This is a genomic window from Shimia sp. W99 (genome assembly GCF_053851455.3).
Genome location: NZ_JBSQBU020000001.1, coordinates 3,889,676 through 3,909,291, shown reverse-complemented (window position 1 = coordinate 3,909,291; position 19,616 = coordinate 3,889,676). Strand labels below are relative to the sequence as shown.

Genomic DNA, 19,616 nt, shown 5'->3' with positions numbered 1-19,616 from the left:
CATCCACTCTAACTCGACTTTTTCGTGAACTTGTAGACACCATCCCAGTCTTCACCGGGGGGATCTGAACGAAGCTCCGAGATCCTGTTTCTGAAAAGATCCAGGTACACAGCCAGACTCAATTCCAGGTGCTCGTTTATACTTTGCATCAGGTCCAGTTTCTGTAGTGCCTTGTCCCATTCCTGTGCGTCATATGCCTCGTGCATTTGCTCGTTGAGAGAAAAGATCTCTTGAAACCCGGCTTCGTCCCGCATGGATTTGTCGCCCAGCAAGGCAAATATGGTTTCCGGAAGGTGCTTTCCCAACACCATGACAGTATCGAGTTTCAGGATCGCAAACTCGTCGCCGACGATTTTGACCGTGTTCATCCCCAATATGACCTGAACCCCATAGTATCGCGATTGCCCTTCAAGGCGCGATGCGACATTCACTGGATCGCCAAGGGCCGTGTAATCAAAGCGGGTTTCACTTCCCATGTTACCCACGACACACATGCCGGAATTGATGCCGACACCAATATTGATCTTGTGATGCTCCCGCGCGCGCGCGCCACCTTCAATGCCTGCACCCTCCGCATACGCCGATCGCTCATTGAATGCATGAATGTCCGCCATGATCCTCAGTGCCGCGTTACAGGCGGCCCGAGGATGATCCGGATTGTTCGTCGGCGCATTCCAGAATGCCATCACCGCGTCCCCCATAAACTTGTCGATCGTTCCCCCGTTATCCATGATCGCCTGCGAAACGAGGGTCAGGAACTGATTCATCAAGCGTGTCAGCGCTTCTGGATCATCCTTGTAGTCTTCGGCGATAGCGGTGAACCCACGGACATCTGAGAACAGCAAAGTCAGTTCGCGCGTCTCACCCCCAAGCTTCAGGTCTTCCGGGTGATCACTCAACTGACCGACAAGATCAGGTGATACATACTGCCCGAATGCATTCCGGATCGAGCGACGCAACCGCTCTTCGCGCAGGTAGTTGACGGTGGTCATGAGCGCAAAGGTAAGGAATGTCGAAATGACGGGATATGAAGGATCAAGCACCACCCCCCTCTGCGTAAAGAAGTAGTAAGAAACCGATACATAGACCCCAAGCAAGGCCAAAGACAGGCTGATGACCCAACGGGCGGCCATGACCGGCACGAACAAGATAACCAATACGCAAAGGAACAACGTCACCACGAGTTCGATGGCAATCATGTAGTTCGGACGCTTCAACATCGTCTGGCTTATGATATTTTCGAGAACCTGAGCATGAATCTCGACCCCCGCCATTGAAACACCCAGCATCGTGGGGCGGAAGTCTTCCAGACCGATCGCTGATGTTCCGACAAAGACAAGGTGCCCAGCCAGTCTTCCCTGCGGCATTCGATCATTCAAAAGATCTGTCGCGGACACATATCGGGCCCGATTAGACGGGGTCAGATGGGGCCAGACACTTCCATCCTGCGCTGTCTCGATCAACTGACGCGCGATCACGACCCCCTCAATTCCGGCTTCGTTCGTTCTGACCAGGAATGGTCCGCCACCGGTGGCAATCCGCAGCAACTCGGCGCTTAGACCAAGCCGAACCTTGCCCTGAACGCTGATGACCAGTGGAGCACTCCGATAGACACCGTCTACGTCCGGCCGCGCAGAAAAAACACCATACCCCGCTGCATTGGCTTCCAAGATGGGCAGGTTCTGCACGACGTCCGGGAATTGCGGAAGAAAGGGGGTCGGGTCCCCTCCGACAAAGGCGTGCGGAACATCCGCCATTTCAATCTTGGTGCTCCGGTTGCCTTCAATGGTCCGAACGCTGGCCTGCCCCAGAACGACCCTGCTTCGGGCAATAGCCTCGGCAAGCACAATGTCGTTGTCCGGCATACTTTTCAGTTGCTCCACAACATCGGGCGGCAAACGCGGGTTGTCCATTGCCACGGCGCCTGGAGACAGCCGATCCGGTTCGGAAAACACGATGTCAAACGCTATTGCAGCAGCACCGGCCAGTGTAGACTTCTGCACAATCTCGGCAATTCGCGTGCGCGGCCAAGGCCACTGCCCGATTTCGCTTAAACTCCGATCATCCACATCAATAATGGCAACCGGAAGCGGCGTGTATTCCCGAGGATAAGACTGATGAAAAAAATCAAGCGAAACGTTTCTCAAAACACTGAGGGGAAGTGGATCGCCAATGCGAACAATCAGGCCGAAGAAAACGCCAAGCAGGGCGACAACCCTGACCCAACCGATCCATTTTGATGCCCAAGCGCGCATAGAAGTGTGCATGCTCCCCAATCAACCTGTTCTCAATAGAGCCAGACCGATTCGCCCCTGATTCGGCATGACCACCATGACGTAAGGTAACGAAAAACTCGAATTTCGGTACCCGGAGACGTTTCCAAGTCAGGCGAAAGAAAGTGAAAAAATCGGATGTTAGCCTGATTCGAACGTTCGGTGATTTCGGCACTGAATACAAACTGGCGCCAATTTGATAATGTTCACCTACGTGCTCGTTAACCATGAAATGGGGGCACTTCATGGCATACGATAAATTTGAAGTCGTAGAATTAACTGGTGAAATTATTAGTCTTCCGCCGTCTACTGACGGGCGGACCGTTGTTCCTGACGCTCCGCTTCTTTTTAACGGCGAATTCGAGAGACAAGGGCACGACCTGTATATTCACAACAAGGGATCGGCCACGCTGCGAATTGCCGACTATTTTTCTCAAGGGCAACCTGCAGACCTATACGCCCCAAATGGCGCAGTTCTAAAGGGCAATATCGTTGAACGATTGGCGGGACCAGAAGCCCCCGGACAGTACGCGCAAGTTGGAGATGTGGCGAAAACCGGCGCTATTGGACAAGTTGAAGCTGTCGATGGCAACGCATTCGTCGAAAGAGCCAGCGGCATCAGAGAACAGCTCGACGTCGGTTCGAAGGTTTTCCAGAACGACATTCTGATTACGGACCAGTCAGGAAAGCTATCCGTGACTTTCGTAGATGGCACGATCTTCACCCTTTCATCAGGGTCACGGATGGTCATCGATGATTTGGTATATGACTCGAATAGCAACTCGAATAGCGGCGGTTTCAGCCTGGTTCAGGGCGGATTTGTATTCATTGCCGGCCAGGTGGCAAAAACGGGTGGGATGCAAGTGGACACCCCGTCGTCCACCATGGGCATTCGAGGCACGACAGTCATTGTCCATGTGCAAACCCAAAACGGCGTGGTGACGACGGAAGTTTCGCTGACACGCGACATGGATGGCAGCGTTGGGCAAATTGAGCTGTTCGATCTTTCAGGAAACCTCATTGCGAACATCACAGACACTAATTCGAAGTGGATCATCCAAGGAGGGGATGGCGACGCTGTCGAGGAGCCTCGCAATTCTTCTGACGACGCAGAGGATAACGTCATCATCGCTGATGCGATGGCCGCGCTGCAATCGGCGTTAACCAGAGTTGGAGCGGGACAGACATTCGTCGAATTTGGAGACAGTACTACCGGGAATCCAAACGTTCCACAAAGCCCTGTCGATGACTCCAATCAGAATCTGGACGCGATTGACAGCGACCCTCTGATCGACGGTGAAAACCCCGTAGAGGACAACCGAGGCGATGGTGGCAGCAACAGAGAAATTGAGGACAGGAGCACCAACGACGGCGCTTTCGACGAGGGACGTCTGAGAATAGAAAACACCAATGACAGCGCCGTCATCTCCGGCGACACCGCCGCAACACTGGCCGAGAACACCACCGCCGTCAGCGGCGACCTCGACCATGCCGATCCCGACAGCGCCGATCCCGACGACCTCTTCCAGCCCGTCACAACCGCAACCGCCTCCGCACAGGGATACGGCACCTATACCGTCACCGCCGCCGGCGTCTGGACCTACCTGCTCGACAATGCAAACCCCCTGGTCGACGCCCTCTCCCCCGGCGAGACCCTCACCGACAGTTTCACCGTCCTGACCGGCGACGGCACCCCCCAGATCGTCACCATCACCATCACCGGCACCAATGACAGCGCCGTCATCTCCGGCGACACCGCCGCAACACTGGCCGAGAACACCACCGCCGTCAGCGGCGACCTCGACCATGCCGATCCCGACAGCGCCGATCCCGACGACCTCTTCCAGCCCGTCACAACCGCAACCGCCTCCGCACAGGGATACGGCACCTATACCGTCACCGCCGCCGGCGTCTGGACCTACCTGCTCGACAATGCAAACCCCCTGGTCGACGCCCTCTCCCCCGGCGAGACCCTCACCGACAGTTTCACCGTCCTGACCGGCGACGGCACCCCCCAGATCGTCACCATCACCATCACCGGCACCAATGACAGCGCCGTCATCTCCGGCGACACCGCCGCAACACTGGCCGAGAACACCACCGCCGTCAGCGGCGACCTCGACCATGCCGATCCCGACAGCGCCGATCCCGACGACCTCTTCCAGCCCGTCACAACCGCAACCGCCTCCGCACAGGGATACGGCACCTATACCGTCACCGCCGCCGGCGTCTGGACCTACCTGCTCGACAATGCAAACCCCCTGGTCGACGCCCTCTCCCCCGGCGAGACCCTCACCGACAGTTTCACCGTCCTGACCGGCGACGGCACCCCCCAGATCGTCACCATCACCATCACCGGCACCAATGACAGCGCCGTCATCTCCGGCGACACCGCCGCAACACTGGCCGAGAACACCACCGCCGTCAGCGGCGACCTCGACCATGCCGATCCCGACAGCGCCGATCCCGACGACCTCTTCCAGCCCGTCACAACCGCAACCGCCTCCGCACAGGGATACGGCACCTATACCGTCACCGCCGCCGGCGTCTGGACCTACCTGCTCGACAACTCAAACCCCCTGGTCGACGCCCTCTCCCCCGGCGAGACCCTCACCGACAGTTTCACCGTCCTGACCGGCGACGGCACCCCCCAGATCGTCACCATCACCATCACCGGCACCAATGACAGCGCCGTCATCTCCGGCGACACCGCCGCAACACTGGCCGAGAACACCACCGCCGTCAGCGGCGACCTCGACCATGCCGATCCGGACAGCGCCGATCCCGACGACCTCTTCCAGCCCGTCACAACCGCAACCGCCTCCGCACAGGGATACGGCACCTATACCGTCACCGCCGCCGGCGTCTGGACCTACCTGCTCGACAACTCAAACCCCCTGGTCGACGCCCTCTCCCCCGGCGAGACCCTCACCGACAGTTTCACCGTCCTGACCGGCGACGGCACCCCCCAGATCGTCACCATCACCATCACCGGCACCAATGACAGCGCCGTCATCTCCGGCGACACCGCCGCAACACTGGCCGAGAACACCACCGCCGTCAGCGGCGACCTCGACCATGCCGATCCCGACAGCGCCGATCCCGACGACCTCTTCCAGCCCGTCACAACCGCAACCGCCTCCGCACAGGGATACGGCACCTATACCGTCACCGCCGCCGGCGTCTGGACCTACCTGCTCGACAACTCAAACCCCCTGGTCGACGCCCTCTCCCCCGGCGAGACCCTCACCGACAGTTTCACCGTCCTGACCGGCGACGGCACCCCCCAGATCGTCACCATCACCATCACCGGCACCAATGACAGCGCCGTCATCTCCGGCGACACCGCCGCAACACTGGCCGAGAACACCACCGCCGTCAGCGGCGACCTCGACCATGCCGATCCGGACAGCGCCGATCCCGACGACCTCTTCCAGCCCGTCACAACCGCAACCGCCTCCGCACAGGGATACGGCACCTATACCGTCACCGCCGCCGGCGTCTGGACCTACCTGCTCGACAATGCAAACCCCCTGGTCGACGCCCTCTCCCCCGGCGAGACCCTCACCGACAGTTTCACCGTCCTGACCGGCGACGGCACCCCCCAGATCGTCACCATCACCATCACCGGCACCAATGACAGCGCCGTCATCTCCGGCGACACCGCCGCAACCCTGGCCGAGAACACCACCGCCGTCAGCGGCGACCTCGACCATGCCGATCCCGACAGCGCCGATCCCGACGACCTCTTCCAGCCCGTCACAACCGCAACCGCCTCCGCACAGGGATACGGCACCTATACCGTCACCGCCGCCGGCGTCTGGACCTACCTGCTCGACAATGCAAACCCCCTGGTCGACGCCCTCTCCCCCGGCGAGACCCTCACCGACAGTTTCACCGTCCTGACCGGCGACGGCACCCCCCAGATCGTCACCATCACCATCACCGGCACCAATGACAGCGCCGTCATCTCCGGCGACACCGCCGCAACCCTGGCCGAGAACACCACCGCCGTCAGCGGCGACCTCGACCATGCCGATCCCGACAGCGCCGATCCCGACGACCTCTTCCAGCCCGTCACAACCGCAACCGCCTCCGCACAGGGATACGGCACCTATACCGTCACCGCCGCCGGCGTCTGGACCTACCTGCTCGACAATGCAAACCCCCTGGTCGACGCCCTCTCCCCCGGCGAGACCCTCACCGACAGTTTCACCGTCCTGACCGGCGACGGCACCCCCCAGATCGTCACCATCACCATCACCGGCACCAATGACAGCGCCGTCATCTCCGGCGACACCGCCGCAACACTGGCCGAGAACACCACCGCCGTCAGCGGCGACCTCGACCATGCCGATCCGGACAGCGCCGATCCCGACGACCTCTTCCAGCCCGTCACAACCGCAACCGCCTCCGCACAGGGATACGGCACCTATACCGTCACCGCCGCCGGCGTCTGGACCTACCTGCTCGACAACTCAAACCCCCTGGTCGACGCCCTCTCCCCCGGCGAGACCCTCACCGACAGTTTCACCGTCCTGACCGGCGACGGCACCCCCCAGATCGTCACCATCACCATCACCGGCACCAATGACAGCGCCGTCATCTCCGGCGACACCGCCGCAACCCTGGCCGAGAACACCACCGCCGTCAGCGGCGACCTCGACCATGCCGATCCGGACAGCGCCGATCCCGACGACCTCTTCCAGCCCGTCACAACCGCAACCGCCTCCGCACAGGGATACGGCACCTATACCGTCACCGCCGCCGGCGTCTGGACCTACCTGCTCGACAATGCAAACCCCCTGGTCGACGCCCTCTCCCCCGGCGAGACCCTCACCGACAGTTTCACCGTCCTGACCGGCGACGGCACCCCCCAGATCGTCACCATCACCATCACCGGCACCAATGACAGCGCCGTCATCTCCGGCGACACCGCCGCAACCCTGGCCGAGAACACCACCGCCGTCAGCGGCGACCTCGACCATGCCGATCCGGACAGCGCCGATCCCGACGACCTCTTCCAGCCCGTCACAACCGCAACCGCCTCCGCACAGGGATACGGCACCTATACCGTCACCGCCGCCGGCGTCTGGACCTACCTGCTCGACAATGCAAACCCCCTGGTCGACGCCCTCTCCCCCGGCGAGACCCTCACCGACAGTTTCACCGTCCTGACCGGCGACGGCACCCCCCAGATCGTCACCATCACCATCACCGGCACCAATGACAGCGCCGTCATCTCCGGCGACACCGCCGCAACACTGGCCGAGAACACCACCGCCGTCAGCGGCGACCTCGACCATGCCGATCCCGACAGCGCCGATCCCGACGACCTCTTCCAGCCCGTCACAACCGCAACCGCCTCCGCACAGGGATACGGCACCTATACCGTCACCGCCGCCGGCGTCTGGACCTACCTGCTCGACAATGCAAACCCCCTGGTCGACGCCCTCTCCCCCGGCGAGACCCTCACCGACAGTTTCACCGTCCTGACCGGCGACGGCACCCCCCAGATCGTCACCATCACCATCACCGGCACCAATGACAGCGCCGTCATCTCCGGCGACACCGCCGCAACACTGGCCGAGAACACCACCGCCGTCAGCGGCGACCTCGACCATGCCGATCCGGACAGCGCCGATCCCGACGACCTCTTCCAGCCCGTCACAACCGCAACCGCCTCCGCACAGGGATACGGCACCTATACCGTCACCGCCGCCGGCGTCTGGACCTACCTGCTCGACAATGCAAACCCCCTGGTCGACGCCCTCTCCCCCGGCGAGACCCTCACCGACAGTTTCACCGTCCTGACCGGCGACGGCACCCCCCAGATCGTCACCATCACCATCACCGGCACCAATGACAGCGCCGTCATCTCCGGCGACACCGCCGCAACACTGGCCGAGAACACCACCGCCGTCAGCGGCGACCTCGACCATGCCGATCCGGACAGCGCCGATCCCGACGACCTCTTCCAGCCCGTCACAACCGCAACCGCCTCCGCACAGGGATACGGCACCTATACCGTCACCGCCGCCGGCGTCTGGACCTACCTGCTCGACAACTCAAACCCCCTGGTCGACGCCCTCTCCCCCGGCGAGACCCTCACCGACAGTTTCACCGTCCTGACCGGCGACGGCACCCCCCAGATCGTCACCATCACCATCACCGGCACCAATGACAGCGCCGTCATCTCCGGCGACACCGCCGCAACACTGGCCGAGAACACCACCGCCGTCAGCGGCGACCTCGACCATGCCGATCCGGACAGCGCCGATCCCGACGACCTCTTCCAGCCCGTCACAACCGCAACCGCCTCCGCACAGGGATACGGCACCTATACCGTCACCGCCGCCGGCGTCTGGACCTACCTGCTCGACAACTCAAACCCCCTGGTCGACGCCCTCTCCCCCGGCGAGACCCTCACCGACAGTTTCACCGTCCTGACCGGCGACGGCACCCCCCAGATCGTCACCATCACCATCACCGGCACCAATGACAGCGCCGTCATCTCCGGCGACACCGCCGCAACACTGGCCGAGAACACCACCGCCGTCAGCGGCGACCTCGACCATGCCGATCCGGACAGCGCCGATCCCGACGACCTCTTCCAGCCCGTCACAACCGCAACCGCCTCCGCACAGGGATACGGCACCTATACCGTCACCGCCGCCGGCGTCTGGACCTACCTGCTCGACAATGCAAACCCCCTGGTCGACGCCCTCTCCCCCGGCGAGACCCTCACCGACAGTTTCACCGTCCTGACCGGCGACGGCACCCCCCAGATCGTCACCATCACCATCACCGGCACCAATGACAGCGCCGTCATCTCCGGCGACACCGCCGCAACCCTGGCCGAGAACACCACCGCCGTCAGCGGCGACCTCGACCATGCCGATCCCGACAGCGCCGATCCCGACGACCTCTTCCAGCCCGTCACAACCGCAACCGCCTCCGCACAGGGATACGGCACCTATACCGTCACCGCCGCCGGCGTCTGGACCTACCTGCTCGACAATGCAAACCCCCTGGTCGACGCCCTCTCCCCCGGCGAGACCCTCACCGACAGTTTCACCGTCCTGACCGGCGACGGCACCCCCCAGATCGTCACCATCACCATCACCGGCACCAATGACAGCGCCGTCATCTCCGGCGACACCGCCGCAACACTGGCCGAGAACACCACCGCCGTCAGCGGCGACCTCGACCATGCCGATCCGGACAGCGCCGATCCCGACGACCTCTTCCAGCCCGTCACAACCGCAACCGCCTCCGCACAGGGATACGGCACCTATACCGTCACCGCCGCCGGCGTCTGGACCTACCTGCTCGACAATGCAAACCCCCTGGTCGACGCCCTCTCCCCCGGCGAGACCCTCACCGACAGTTTCACCGTCCTGACCGGCGACGGCACCCCCCAGATCGTCACCATCACCATCACCGGCACCAATGACAGCGCCGTCATCTCCGGCGACACCGCCGCAACCCTGGCCGAGAACACCACCGCCGTCAGCGGCGACCTCGACCATGCCGATCCCGACAGCGCCGATCCCGACGACCTCTTCCAGCCCGTCACAACCGCAACCGCCTCCGCACAGGGATACGGCACCTATACCGTCACCGCCGCCGGCGTCTGGACCTACCTGCTCGACAACTCAAACCCCCTGGTCGACGCCCTCTCCCCCGGCGAGACCCTCACCGACAGTTTCACCGTCCTGACCGGCGACGGCACCCCCCAGATCGTCACCATCACCATCACCGGCACCAATGACAGCGCCGTCATCTCCGGCGACACCGCCGCAACACTGGCCGAGAACACCACCGCCGTCAGCGGCGACCTCGACCATGCCGATCCGGACAGCGCCGATCCCGACGACCTCTTCCAGCCCGTCACAACCGCAACCGCCTCCGCACAGGGATACGGCACCTATACCGTCACCGCCGCCGGCGTCTGGACCTACCTGCTCGACAATGCAAACCCCCTGGTCGACGCCCTCTCCCCCGGCGAGACCCTCACCGACAGTTTCACCGTCCTGACCGGCGACGGCACCCCCCAGATCGTCACCATCACCATCACCGGCACCAATGACAGCGCCGTCATCTCCGGCGACACCGCCGCAACACTGGCCGAGAACACCACCGCCGTCAGCGGCGACCTCGACCATGCCGATCCGGACAGCGCCGATCCCGACGACCTCTTCCAGCCCGTCACAACCGCAACCGCCTCCGCACAGGGATACGGCACCTATACCGTCACCGCCGCCGGCGTCTGGACCTACCTGCTCGACAATGCAAACCCCCTGGTCGACGCCCTCTCCCCCGGCGAGACCCTCACCGACAGTTTCACCGTCCTGACCGGCGACGGCACCCCCCAGATCGTCACCATCACCATCACCGGCACCAATGACAGCGCCGTCATCTCCGGCGACACCGCCGCAACACTGGCCGAGAACACCACCGCCGTCAGCGGCGACCTCGACCATGCCGATCCCGACAGCGCCGATCCCGACGACCTCTTCCAGCCCGTCACAACCGCAACCGCCTCCGCACAGGGATACGGCACCTATACCGTCACCGCCGCCGGCGTCTGGACCTACCTGCTCGACAACTCAAACCCCCTGGTCGACGCCCTCTCCCCCGGCGAGACCCTCACCGACAGTTTCACCGTCCTGACCGGCGACGGCACCCCCCAGATCGTCACCATCACCATCACCGGCACCAATGACAGCGCCGTCATCTCCGGCGACACCGCCGCAACACTGGCCGAGAACACCACCGCCGTCAGCGGCGACCTCGACCATGCCGATCCGGACAGCGCCGATCCCGACGACCTCTTCCAGCCCGTCACAACCGCAACCGCCTCCGCACAGGGATACGGCACCTATACCGTCACCGCCGCCGGCGTCTGGACCTACCTGCTCGACAACTCAAACCCCCTGGTCGACGCCCTCTCCCCCGGCGAGACCCTCACCGACAGTTTCACCGTCCTGACCGGCGACGGCACCCCCCAGATCGTCACCATCACCATCACCGGCACCAATGACAGCGCCGTCATCTCCGGCGACACCGCCGCAACACTGGCCGAGAACACCACCGCCGTCAGCGGCGACCTCGACCATGCCGATCCCGACAGCGCCGATCCCGACGACCTCTTCCAGCCCGTCACAACCGCAACCGCCTCCGCACAGGGATACGGCACCTATACCGTCACCGCCGCCGGCGTCTGGACCTACCTGCTCGACAACTCAAACCCCCTGGTCGACGCCCTCTCCCCCGGCGAGACCCTCACCGACAGTTTCACCGTCCTGACCGGCGACGGCACCCCCCAGATCGTCACCATCACCATCACCGGCACCAATGACGCGCCTCGGATCACATCTTCGAGTGATGACGCGTCCGGTTCAGTCACTGAAGGCTCCGAAACGACATCAACGTCTGGCAATCTCTCTGCCTATGATCCGGACAATGGATCGTCGGTTACGTGGACGGGTTCGGCTGCCGGCCTATATGGTGCGTTTGTCATCGCCGCCAATGGGGACTGGAAGTACTCGCTCGACAACACTTTGGCAGACAGCCTTCCGGGCGGCGCGGTCGTCACCGAAACCTTCACGGTCACGGTAACTGACAATTATGGGGCAACGGCTGAGCAGGATGTCATCATAACGGTGTTCGGAACCAACGACGCGCCTATCCTCGCGTCCGAAGTGATCGTCCAGGTTGCACCCGGTGACAGCGTAACCGGCACTTTGACTGCCACTGACCCTGACAGCAGCGGACCGCTGACATTTACTCAAGGTGGACTGACCCCCGCGAATGGCTCGGTGACGATCGATACAAACGGCAATTTCACATACACACCGACACAAGGCTTTCTGGGAATAGACCGCTTTGAATACACCGTAACCGATCCCGAAGGCGGAACGAGCACGTCGATTGTAACGATTGAGGTCATTCAAACATCGGGAGGTGGCGATGATGATAAGGCTGTTTCGCTCGACATATCCCTGGATGCAACGCCGGACGGGCCGGCTGGAGCCGTAAATGTAGGCGTAACTCCGGTGGATGCTACAGCGATCAATCTCGTCTTTGCGCTTGACCGGTCAGGCAGCATCGGCGCAACAGGCTGGGCGGAACAGACTGAAGCGGTCGCCAGCGCCATAGAGCAACTCGCCGAGCAATTCAAAGGGTCGGCCACGTCGGTCGATATCAAGATTATCACATATGCGACCGACGTTACTTCGCTTGATACCTACGATCTTCTTGATACGACCCTTCCCGATACGGTCCGCGCTTTACCATACACCAGGGGTTTGACGAACTGGACAGGCGCGCTGACAGAAGCCAAGTCTTTCTTCGATGGTGAACCCACGGACGAGTCGAACTTCCTGTTCTTTATCACGGACGGAGATCCGACGTCCGGCGGCTGGCAAACGGTGCTGGCCGACCTGAAGGATGTCGCCGAGAACGGATACACGGTGAACATTGAAGCATTCGGAATTGGGGATTCGGTCAATTTCACCAATCTCCTGGAATTCGATCCAACCCCGGTCCAACTTAATTCTCCAACCGACCTTCTGGATGCGTTGACAGAAACACCGGTTTTTTCACCCGAACTGGTGACATTCGAACTGACGCTTGAGGTGGATGGTGTCGATTTCGGCGTCATTGCCGATATCTCAAGCCCAGCGCTTGTTGCAGACGGGTTGGGTTATATTTTCGCACTGGCGGAGATTCCCGGATTGGCGGACTTGCTCGGCGACTCGAACCGCTTCAGCGTCCTCGTCGGCTTCGATCTTGACGGCGATCCCAGCACAACCGAAGTATCCTTGTTTGCCACAGAGGTCATTTCTGCGAGCGACAGTTCCGTCACCCTCGTCGGATTAAACGAAAGCGACTTGTTGGTCGGCAGTGATGAATCCGACGATATTTCGGGTGCGGGCGGGAATGACATCCTGATGGGTTTCGGCGGCGATGACCTTCTGGACGGAGGCACAGGCGCTGACACGGTTTTTGCAGGCGCCGGGGACGACAGGCTTGTCATCAGCGACATCCCATTGGCGATGGAACGTCTTGATGGAGGTGAAGGGCGCGATGTCCTTGATGTCGACATCGCCGGTGATCTTGGTTCGGATCTTCTTCCGACCCTGTCGCTAAAGGATATCGAGGCGATTGACATGCAAAACGGCCTCGTGAACCAACTTGAGCTGTCACTCAGCGATATCGTCGACCTGTCCTCTACCGCCGACACACTTCTCGAGTCCCTTCTTGCAGCTGCCCTACCCGAAAGCGCAATGGTCTATGGCGACGACGGAGATACCCTGACATTGCTGAACGGCGTGGATGGGGCTTTCCAGCATGCAGCTGGCAAGTCCGTCGATGATGGCGTCGGCAACCTGTTCGAGATTTACGAATATGTCTCGGGTGGAAGCATACTTGCAACGATTGCCATCGATGAAGACATTCTCGTCACAACGGCCCCGCCATAGGTGTGAGAACGGCGACCAATGGTCAAAGGGCTTTCAGACAGCGGCAATCAGGGCGGCACCACAGCCTCATTTCTCAGTTGCAATTGGTTTCACTTGGCCAGGTCTTCAAAAATTCTGCCCCGAGATGCCTGAGTTCGGACGGGGACCAACGGTGTGACCTGAGCCCCTGACCTGAATGTCTTCCAGTTTTCTGCAAATCCCGCACAATCGCTCCCAGGTGCTCACCACAAATGACCCTGGCGAGTTGGAGAAGATTCGAGGCTTGGGTCAGGCCAGATATGGGCGAAATAGAATCAGTTTGCGGGCGGCTTTCCGGCGGAAATTGGGCCAAAACATGGCGAAGGCCAAAGAAAAACAACTTTTGCGTGTATTTTTCATACCTTTGAACGACGCGGCCGGCGCGAGCATAGGTTTAGCTGGTTAACAGGCCTTTAAAGACTCTGAAGGGCCGTGTCGCCGCTCAATTTCTAGCGGCAAAACGCAGACCACAGGAGAAAGTTATGCGTAATTTTGTTGAATACACCGTTGGCCGCTTCATCAAAGATGAACGTGGTGTAACCCTCGTCGAATACGGCATTGCAATCGCGCTGGCCATTACGGTTGGTGGCGGTGCCCTTGCTGCCTTGGGCGTAAGCATTGGCGGTTCCATGGGGACTGCTGGCGGTCTGATGCCCTAAGACGCGCACTGATTTCCAGAGCACAACCACCGCGGGGTCGTCCCGCTCCCGCGGTGGGCAATCACAGCGCCGATGCTAGGGAAGATTGAAATCGAGTGCGTCTGGTGAATGTCAGGACGACTTTACCAAAAAGAGCGCTTCTCAAGTCTGCAAAGATGGAAATTGCGCGTTTCTGGCCAAAGACGAAAATGCGTTCACCTTGGCTCAAGCTCTCGTCGATACGCGTTCCGCGAATTCCGCCTAGTTTAACGACCTCGAAAATGAACCCGAGGGCACAAGAATTTCAAGTTAAGCGTTCGGTTCCAACAACTTCGCGCCCCTACTGTCAGCCTTGTGCGATCCCGTTCCATATTCGCACGTCGGATCCGTCACTTTTTGGAGGTACCAATGAGACTTTCCGCCTTGTTCACCGCATTTGCAGGTCTCGCCGTCGCAGGTGGGTCCGTCTATTTTGCCCGGGATTACCTTGCCGTCGATCTGGCGCAGGCGCAGATATCCGAAGATGACAGAACCGTTTCGGTGATTGTCGCCAGCAGGGACGTCAAGTTCGGAGAAGCCATCACCCCCCAGATGCTGACAACGATCAACTGGCCTCGGGAAGCCGTACCCGAAGGCGTGTTTCACGCCAGCCTGGACTTGCTGCCCGCAGAAGGTCAGGACCCACGTCGCGCGCGTCGACAGATCACCCAAGGCGATCCCCTTCGCAAAGCGACTATCTCCGGCTTCGGCGAAAAGGTGACGATCGTCCAAACACTTTCGCCCAATACCCGCGCCATGGCGATCAAGGTGGACGCAGAAACCGCCGTTGGTGGTTTCGTCACCCCCGGTGACCGCGTTGACGTGGTCTTGACCCAAGGGCGCAACGAAAGCCTGCGTGCCGTGACCATTCTTCAAAACATCCGCATCATTGGTGTCGATCAGGAATCCAACGAGCTGAACGAAACGCCCGGCATCGCCCGCACGGTCACTGTTGAAGTGACTGCGGTGCAAGGCCAACGCCTTGCCCTGGCCCAGAAGGCAGGCACACTCAGCCTCTCGCTGCGCGCCCTGGAAGACGAGCGGGACGTCAACCTCGAGACCACGCGTCTGAGCGACCTGTTGTACGACTCGCCGACCCCCGAAAAACTGTCGAAGCCGCGCCCGATTATTCGCGTGCGCCGGGGCGGCACTGACGTCACCGAAATTCCGGTGAATTGAGATCGACGATGCGCCATCTGTCCCAAATATCGAAGCTCTATCGCTCGGAAGAAGGCGGCGTGCTCGCCTTCTGGGGCGTCTGCCTCGCAGTGCTTCTGGGCTTGGTGGCGTTGTCCTTCGATTTTGGTCGTTTGGCCATCACGCAAACCGAACTACAGTCATTCGCAGACAATGTAGCGCTGGCTGCCGCCGGTGAGCTGGACGGAAGCGGGGATGCCATTGACCGCGCAACCCTCGCCGCAGCGGAACTGATCACGGATCACCAGACTTTCGCCAACGGCGACCAGACGCTGTCTGGTGCATCCGACTACACGCTGACTTTTCTTGCGTCGCTTCCTGATGATGACAGCGCCACACCCAACGATGTGACCGCTGATCCGGCCGATGCCGCATTTGTGCAAGTTACCGTTGCGACTCGTACCGTGGACCTCACATTCGGAGCCGCCTTTTCGGCACTGACGGGCCAGGCTGCGATGCGCAACACCACAAGCGCCACGGCCGTCGCGGGCTTTGTTTCATATGCATGTGATGTGACCCCGATGATGTTCTGTATCCCGTCAACAAGTTGGAGTGCGGACGCGCATGTCGGCGAAATGGTCCAGCTCCGCGCGGGTGGTCAGGGTTCGGGATGGGCACCGGGCGCTTTCGGTTTCCTCGACCCCTCCAAAGTGCTCGTTGATACAGACGGGCCATGTCAGGGCCTGACGGGTGGCAATCTGGACCGATGCCTGATCGGAGCCGCCGGGCCGATCACTCAGTGCTTCAGCAAGCGCGGTGTCGACATCGAGCCCGGGCAAAAAACAGGCAGCCTCGAAGCCGCCATCAACACCCGGTTCGACATGTTCAATTCCACAATGAATGGCAAGAAAAACGACGCAAACTATGCGCCGGCCCCGAATGTCATCAAGGGAATTGTGCCGTCAAGTGCGGGGTCTTGTATCGGCAACAACGAAGCCGTTTCCTCCAACACAATCGGGCTCCCGCGCGACACGTGTTTTGCAAACGGCACCTGTAACAGCGTCAATGGTGGCCAAGGTTCCAGATTTGGCAACGGAACCTGGGACAGGCACAGCTATTTCGCAACCAACTATGCACCCTTCGACGGAACCGTCCCGGCAGCGATCCAAGCTTGGCTGACGATGCATTCCCTGAATCCGGCACAGCCCACGCGATACGAAGTCTATCGCGCAGAAATCGCGGCGGCAGGCGACATCCTGACCGGAGACATTGACGGGAATGGCTACGACGGTCTGCCGATCGCCGAGTCCGGGCGCCCGATCTGCAATATGCAAAGCAATCCGGACTCCGACTACTCGCGCCGCATAATCGTCGCCGCCGGCGTCAATTGCGGTGCTCCGAACAATATCAGCGGCGCAGCCACCAATGTTCCTGTCGAAGAATACGTGAAAATCTTTCTGACCGAACCGGCCAGCAATGACGGCTCAGGCAACAGCTTCACGATCTGGGGCGAAATCATTGGATCGGCTAGTGGCGACGGCAGCGGCATCGTCGAAGACGTTGGCGTCTTCCGCGACGCCATCCAGCTTTACAGGTGATGTCATGGCTTTGAGCACCAAGACTATCTCGAAAACCTTCCGGCGCTTTCGCCGCGACGAATGTGGCGCGGCACTTGTTGAACTTGCAATTTCCTTGCCGCTCTTGTTGCTGGTTTTTGCCGTGATCATCGAAGGTGGACGGCTATTCTGGTCATACCAGATGACAGCCGCCGGTGTACGCGACGCGGCACGGTATCTTGCGCGCGTTGCAGATGCAGACTCGTGCACTTCGGGGAGCAACCTCGCCGTATTCTCGGACAAAATGACCGAGATCGTCCGCAAGACGGCCACTGGCAACAGCATTCTGCCAAGCTCAATCACTGTAACGTCCGTAACACCACAGCTCCAGTGCGTCGCCGGAGGATTTCGCATTTCTCCGGTCCCTATCGCCCAGGTCACGGCCACGATCGAAGTGACTTTCCCCTTCAGCGGCGTGTTCGGGCTGATGGACGGGCTTGATGATCTCGCCACGATCACAACGACCGTGACCGACCAAAGCAGGGTTTTCGGGATATGACACGCCTAAAGAAAACACGAGCCTGCACAGCCGCCAAGTTGCGCCGTTTCTGGAAGGACGAAAGCGCGGCAATGTTGGTTGAATACGGTCTGTCGATCGCCCTGATGATCTTCATTCTTTTCGGCATCATTGATTTCGGACGCCTGGCTTTCCACTACGTTTCCGCCGAAAAATTCGTGCAGCATGCCGCAAGGATAGCCGCAGTGCGCCCTGCGGCCTGCGCCGGTGTCCCACAGACGCATACGCGCGGCACCGCAGGAGATGGCCCCCGCTATGGCACTTCCTGCCGCGCCGGCACGGATATCTGTGCAAACCCGGGACCATTCATTTGCACAGCAACCCCAGATGACCCCACCTCCGCAGAAGTCTGGGCCTTTCTAGAGGCCGTTCTGCCGAACGATGCGACCATGAGCAATGTTGTGTTCCGGTATGATCATGATCCCGACCTCGGGTTTCTTGGGGGGCCATATGTCCCGCTTGTCACCGTTGAATTGAACGGACTGACATTCGACTTCATTGCCCCTCTCAGCGAACTTGCGGCGATGATCGTGGGGCAAGCCACGACCATGACCGAGTCCCTTGGCGGCAGCATCAACTTCCCAGCACTGAGCGCAACCGTTCCCGGAGAAGACCTCGGCCTGGGAACAAACGGATAAAGACTCGAAAGGATAGGATCCATGAAGACCGACAACCATTCGATCATCCTGATCTCAAACGATGAGGGCGTCACACGCGCCGTTGGCGAAGCGCTGGCCGACATCAACGATGTGAGCCTTGACGTCCAGGCGGGCACCCTGTCCTCGGTCAATGGCGCGGCGGTGCAGATGATTGAGCAGAACAATCTTGTCGTGTTCAAGCTCAGCGCGGACACCGACCGCCATGCCGTAACTTTCCTGCGCGACAAGGTCGGCTCGCGCGGCACGCTTCTTGCGCTCAGCGACGGCAGCATTTCACTGGCCGAGGCCATGGAGCTTAAACAGACGGGGATCGACGAGATCCTCCCTTTCCCCATCTCTCGAGACGTTCTGAGCAAGCAACTCCTGAATCTTTCCGGGTATCGCACGCAACTTCCTGCGCTGATGGACGCCGAAGGCGCCCCTAGGATGGGTCACGTCATCCCCGTGCTTCCGGTCCGTGGCGGCACCGGCGCCACGACAGTCGCGATCAACCTGGCGGATGCCTTGCAGGACAAGTCAGGACTGCGGCGCAAGACTGCAAAAAACCGCGTTGCGCTTGTCGATCTCGATGTCCAGTTCGGAACGGTTTCAAGCGCCCTTGATCTCAGCCCCTCCGATGTATTCCTGCGGCTGGCCAGCGAACAGATAGACCTTGATGCGACCTACCTGTCCCAGTCCATGCAAGCGCACGAATCCGGTCTTGATGTCCTCTCTGCGCCCGCGAAATTTCTGCCAATCGAGGCTCTGGAACGCACGCAGATCGATCAACTCATCGGGCAACTCCAGCGTAGATACGACTATGTTGTCATCGACATGCCGCGCACCTTGGTTGACTGGAATGATCCAATCCTCTCCCGTGCTGCGCGATTGCTGATGGTATCGGATACCACTGTTCCTTCGATCCGTCAGGCACATCGCCTGATGGAATTCTTCTCCGAAGTGCGCCTTGACCTGCCAATCGACATGGTCATTTCACGCGAAAAGAAACCGTTGGTTTCGCCCCGTCATCACGTAGAAGCGCAAAAGGTACTGGAGCGGCCGCTCAAGTACTGGTTGCCCGATGATCCGCGGCACACCCGAGCCGCCCTAGACCGGGGTGAGCTGCTTTCCAAGGCCGCAAACAGCGCGCCCCTGACCAAAGCAATCCGCAGAATGGCAAAGACCATTCTGGCCGAGACGCAAGATATCCAAACTACAAGCGCTGCGCGCAAAAACTGAAAGGACTCAGGT

At 60.6% G+C, this 19,616-nt stretch carries 8 protein-coding genes; 7 read left to right on the top strand and 1 reads right to left on the bottom strand.

The window, feature by feature from the left end; genetic code table 11:
* Positions 1-8: 8 nt before the first annotated feature.
* Positions 9-2,267 (bottom strand): CHASE2 domain-containing protein, encoded by a 2,259-nt coding sequence (locus tag ACS3QZ_RS18835; RefSeq protein ID WP_456039200.1) that lies wholly within the window; start codon positions 2,265-2,267, stop codon positions 9-11.
* Positions 2,268-2,500: 233 nt separating this feature from the next.
* Between ACS3QZ_RS18835 and ACS3QZ_RS18830 the strand changes: the two genes are divergently transcribed.
* The 7 genes from ACS3QZ_RS18830 (at position 2,501) to ACS3QZ_RS18800 (ending at position 19,604) form a co-directional block, all read left to right on the top strand.
* Complete coding sequence (locus tag ACS3QZ_RS18830) at positions 2,501-13,762, top strand: beta strand repeat-containing protein (RefSeq protein ID WP_456039199.1); 11,262 nt, start codon at positions 2,501-2,503, stop codon at positions 13,760-13,762.
* Positions 13,763-14,262: 500 nt separating this feature from the next.
* Entirely contained in the window at positions 14,263-14,439 is a 177-nt protein-coding gene (locus ACS3QZ_RS18825) for a Flp family type IVb pilin (RefSeq protein ID WP_456039198.1), read from the top strand.
* Between the two features lie 387 nt (positions 14,440-14,826).
* Positions 14,827-15,636, top strand: a complete 810-nt coding sequence (cpaB, locus tag ACS3QZ_RS18820; protein ID WP_456039197.1) for a Flp pilus assembly protein CpaB — start codon at positions 14,827-14,829, stop codon at positions 15,634-15,636.
* Between the two features lie 8 nt (positions 15,637-15,644).
* A complete protein-coding gene (locus ACS3QZ_RS18815) occupies positions 15,645-17,192 on the top strand; it encodes a pilus assembly protein TadG-related protein (RefSeq protein ID WP_456039196.1) in 1,548 nt (515 codons plus the stop codon).
* A gap of 4 nt (positions 17,193-17,196) precedes the next feature.
* Entirely contained in the window at positions 17,197-17,709 is a 513-nt protein-coding gene (locus tag ACS3QZ_RS18810; protein WP_456039195.1) for a TadE/TadG family type IV pilus assembly protein, read from the top strand.
* Positions 17,706-18,365: a TadE/TadG family type IV pilus assembly protein gene (locus ACS3QZ_RS18805; protein WP_456039194.1), complete on the top strand. Its 660-nt coding sequence runs from the start codon at positions 17,706-17,708 to the stop codon at positions 18,363-18,365. The genes ACS3QZ_RS18810 and ACS3QZ_RS18805 overlap by 4 nt, the downstream gene beginning before the upstream one ends.
* Positions 18,366-18,386: 21 nt before the next feature.
* Positions 18,387-19,604 (top strand): CpaE/TadZ family protein, encoded by a 1,218-nt coding sequence (locus tag ACS3QZ_RS18800; protein ID WP_456039193.1) that lies wholly within the window; start codon positions 18,387-18,389, stop codon positions 19,602-19,604.
* Positions 19,605-19,616 lie beyond the last annotated feature (12 nt).

What these genes read in the sequence shown, in the direction of transcription:
- ACS3QZ_RS18830 (WP_456039199.1), top strand. Translation starts at nt 2,501, where the DNA reads ATGAAATGGGGGCACTTCATGGCATACGATAAATTTGAAGTCGTAGAA.
- ACS3QZ_RS18805 (WP_456039194.1), top strand. Translation starts at nt 17,706, where the DNA reads ATGACACGCCTAAAGAAAACACGAGCCTGCACAGCCGCCAAGTTGCGC.
- cpaB (WP_456039197.1), top strand. Translation starts at nt 14,827, where the DNA reads ATGAGACTTTCCGCCTTGTTCACCGCATTTGCAGGTCTCGCCGTCGCA.
- ACS3QZ_RS18835 (WP_456039200.1), bottom strand. Translation starts at nt 2,267, where the DNA reads ATGCACACTTCTATGCGCGCTTGGGCATCAAAATGGATCGGTTGGGTC.
- ACS3QZ_RS18825 (WP_456039198.1), top strand. Translation starts at nt 14,263, where the DNA reads ATGCGTAATTTTGTTGAATACACCGTTGGCCGCTTCATCAAAGATGAA.
- ACS3QZ_RS18815 (WP_456039196.1), top strand. Translation starts at nt 15,645, where the DNA reads ATGCGCCATCTGTCCCAAATATCGAAGCTCTATCGCTCGGAAGAAGGC.
- ACS3QZ_RS18800 (WP_456039193.1), top strand. Translation starts at nt 18,387, where the DNA reads ATGAAGACCGACAACCATTCGATCATCCTGATCTCAAACGATGAGGGC.
- ACS3QZ_RS18810 (WP_456039195.1), top strand. Translation starts at nt 17,197, where the DNA reads ATGGCTTTGAGCACCAAGACTATCTCGAAAACCTTCCGGCGCTTTCGC.